The 2,852-nt window shown below is 44.5% G+C and carries 5 protein-coding genes; all 5 read right to left on the reverse strand.

From position 1 onward, the window contains the following. A partial coding sequence (gene brxC / locus HQK80_16230; protein ID MBF0223738.1) for a BREX system P-loop protein BrxC occupies positions 1-978 on the reverse strand: 978 nt, incomplete at its 3' end. Between the two features lie 14 nt (positions 979-992). Continuing rightward, positions 993-1,604: a DUF1788 domain-containing protein gene (locus HQK80_16235; GenBank protein MBF0223739.1), complete on the reverse strand. Its 612-nt coding sequence runs from the start codon at positions 1,602-1,604 to the stop codon at positions 993-995. Continuing rightward, positions 1,601-2,215 carry a DUF1819 family protein gene (locus tag HQK80_16240; protein ID MBF0223740.1) on the reverse strand — a complete coding sequence of 205 codons (615 nt, stop codon included), beginning with the start codon at positions 2,213-2,215 and terminating at the stop codon, positions 1,601-1,603. Before HQK80_16240 ends, HQK80_16235 begins: the two co-directional genes overlap by 4 nt. Continuing rightward, entirely contained in the window at positions 2,212-2,415 is a 204-nt protein-coding gene (locus HQK80_16245; GenBank protein ID MBF0223741.1) for a helix-turn-helix domain-containing protein, read from the reverse strand. Before HQK80_16245 ends, HQK80_16240 begins: the two co-directional genes overlap by 4 nt. Positions 2,416-2,583: 168 nt before the next feature. Beyond that, positions 2,584-2,852 (reverse strand): DNA-binding response regulator (locus tag HQK80_16250; protein ID MBF0223742.1); only part of this gene is annotated, 269 nt, incomplete at its 5' end.

Genomic DNA, 2,852 nt, shown 5'->3' on the forward strand with positions numbered 1-2,852 from the left:
CAAAAGCATTTTATTGGAAAAACGTGCCATAATTTTTGAAAAATCATTGCTCTGTTGCCGATTCATCGCCCCGAGCACGGTTGACATATCGTTTTGCGATGTAACAACCACCCAGGCCCGGCCTCGGCATTTGGTGGCAAGGCTTTCCCCAATGGTTTGCAGGTTGGTCATCAGTTTTACATTGTCAGCAATAAATTGCCCGACCTCATCCACGAAGAAATTTAGCCGAAATTCAGGAGCCTGTTTATCCACATACGTTTTCACCTGTTCAGCAAAGTCTTCGATTGAAACCTTGTATTGGGTTCTGTATTTATCAAGGATGCCTATTGCCTGGTCTTCATTACCACCTGTAACTTGAGCATAGGCACTGGCAATATTTTTTGATTCCAACAAAGCCTGCTCGCGGCCTTTCTGCCAGGTTTGCTTGGACAAGGACTCGTAAGCGGTTTTGAACTGCTCATACAGTCCACGACTGTCAAGGTCGCGTTCAAACTGGGCGATGTGTCCCTGCTTACCGTAGTAACCGCACATTTCGTCAAAGACCTTGACGAATACGGCCAAAAGGGCATCAACCTGTGTCTTGCTGATGACATCAGCCTTTTGATCAATATTAAAAAGAATGCTTTTCGAGGGAAGAGCAACGGCCCGCTTAAGGTCACCGCGCAAGATTTCGTTGTCGCCACATTTGGGCAAGAAGAGGTCAAGAGCGGGAATATCATCTATCTTGCGGTTCTCCAACAGCAATGCGAGTATTTTCAAAAGGTGAGACTTACCAGAACCGAAAAATCCTGAAATCCAGACGCCGTTGGCCCCTTCATAGTTGTTGTACGCATCCAGGAATAATTCGAGCCTTTTTGCCACCTCATTTGTGAGCACATACTCCTCAATCTCAAGTCGTAGACTTGCTTCATCATCTGCTTTGATGACTCCTTCAATCGATCGGTCAACAGGCTTTTTAAAAATGGTTTTAAGAGTCATTGCTTTTCCCTCATTTACGCTTCGCAGTGAAAGATATTGAAAGCCCGGTAATATTTGTCGTCACGCAGTTTCCCGAAAAGGTCGAGAGATGCGCCTGCCTCCAGAGAATGGGTATAGGCACCTGGAAAAAACATAACAGTTGGACGTTTTTTGGCGGTGCTTTGCAGATTGTTCAGCACGTTATGGGAACGAATATAGGGAAAGACTTCTCCGACCCCAGAAAGAAACAGAACATCAAAATCATCGCTGGCCAGTTTTGAGGCGATGGCCGGGACCAAGTGGGCTTCCGGATCTAACACACCCTGTAGCAGCTCCTTGAGTTGATCCTTGGAGACGGATTCTTCCATTGCAAGAATTTGCTCCCATATATCCCGACTCTTAAGAATCTCTACGGAGAGATCGTAAAGGTTGATTTCCATAACCCTTACGCCAGCCTGTTCAAGGCGATTAATGAGCTGCTTACGAATTTTTTCCACCTTTTCTGCGACCGTTGCCTCGAACGGACAAATGAAAAATGGTACTTCATTGCCAAGACCATTCATCTGAAGAAAGCGCTCTCCGGAGATGACGGTAAGGAGATGATCAAAACAGTCTTGAATATTATTTTTATCGATCCCTGAAATCATTGCGAAGGTGCCCCTAAGTCAGATTCAAATGCCGGAAAAATGAAAATTTCCTTGTTATCACCGCGCTGAATTGTATCCAGGAGTCGGGGTGTCAGCATGGCTCCAATAATTGCATTGTCCTTCGTCAAAAGATTTGCCTCCCGGAGTATTTTAAAGAAAACTTGGCGAAGTTTCTTCCGTGTGGTTGGCTTGATAAGTTCAATTTCATCATGCCATTCTGACTTTTTGTTGAAGAAAAAATCAAAATCCTCGTATTGAAGATTTTGATTGAGGGTAATATATCTTTCCCTGATAACTTCTACGGCAAAATCAGCTATGAATTTGTAGTGTCGGCATACCGCCATCCATAACAGATAGCTCTGCTCTTGAGCCGACCCTTCCACAAGAAGATTCAATTCATCCAGGGAAAGTTTTTTTAATCGGGAGCATATTTCCCTGACGATGCGTTTTGATGAAGTTATCGTCCGAGTTTGCAACACATTTTCTTTAAGGACCTTCTCTCTGACGATATTCCAGTCGCGAAGTTGCAAGAATAATGTCGCTATCTCCACAGATTCCTGCCGGAAAAGACCACCTGTAGTAAACGACATTTTGTATTTGACGGTTTTCATCCCTGGGTTTGATCCTTTTTTATATGCTCTGCAGCTCCACCATCCTCAACCCATGCATCAATCTGTTCTTTCTTGAATTTCCAAAGGCGGCCTATTTTGTGGGCCGGCATGGAATGTCTATCGATCCACCGGTATACGGTGTCTCTTCTCACCCCCAGATATGTGGCAATTTCGTCAACAGACAACCAGCGATCTTCCATAACTTCTCCTTCAACAGTCGAGGCAATTGGTCTAATTTTCTTCTTAGCGTTGCCCAAATAAAAGGTATTTGTTTCTCATAGGAAAAGGATGGGGTTTTGTCAAGCCGTTTGTGCGACTTTAACCTACTTTGATTGATTTGGTTATGCGTTTTGTAACTGGACTGAAGACTACTCGGAGTGGGTAATATACCCTTTGCTGATAGCGTATTTAATTAGATCGGTCGTATTTTTAATCTGGAGTTTACGCATCATATTGGCGCGATGGTGTTCGACGGTTCGCTTACTGATATCTAAAGCTTCAGCAACTCCCTTGCTGGTGCCCCCTTCAGCGATCAGACATAAGACCTGCCTCTCCCGCATAGTTAACACTTCCCGCGAACCATCACCTCCATCAGCACATGCCGAGAGCTTGAGCAGATCAATCTTACCTGCAAAAA

The sequence above is a fragment of the Desulfobulbaceae bacterium genome (assembly GCA_015231515.1).
Lineage (GTDB): Bacteria > Desulfobacterota > Desulfobulbia > Desulfobulbales > VMSU01 > JADGBM01.

What these genes read in the sequence shown, in the direction of transcription:
- HQK80_16245 (MBF0223741.1), bottom strand. Translation starts at nt 2,415, where the DNA reads ATGGAAGATCGCTGGTTGTCTGTTGACGAAATTGCCACATATCTGGGG.
- HQK80_16240 (MBF0223740.1), bottom strand. Translation starts at nt 2,215, where the DNA reads ATGAAAACCGTCAAATACAAAATGTCGTTTACTACAGGTGGTCTTTTC.
- HQK80_16235 (MBF0223739.1), bottom strand. Translation starts at nt 1,604, where the DNA reads ATGATTTCAGGGATCGATAAAAATAATATTCAAGACTGTTTTGATCAT.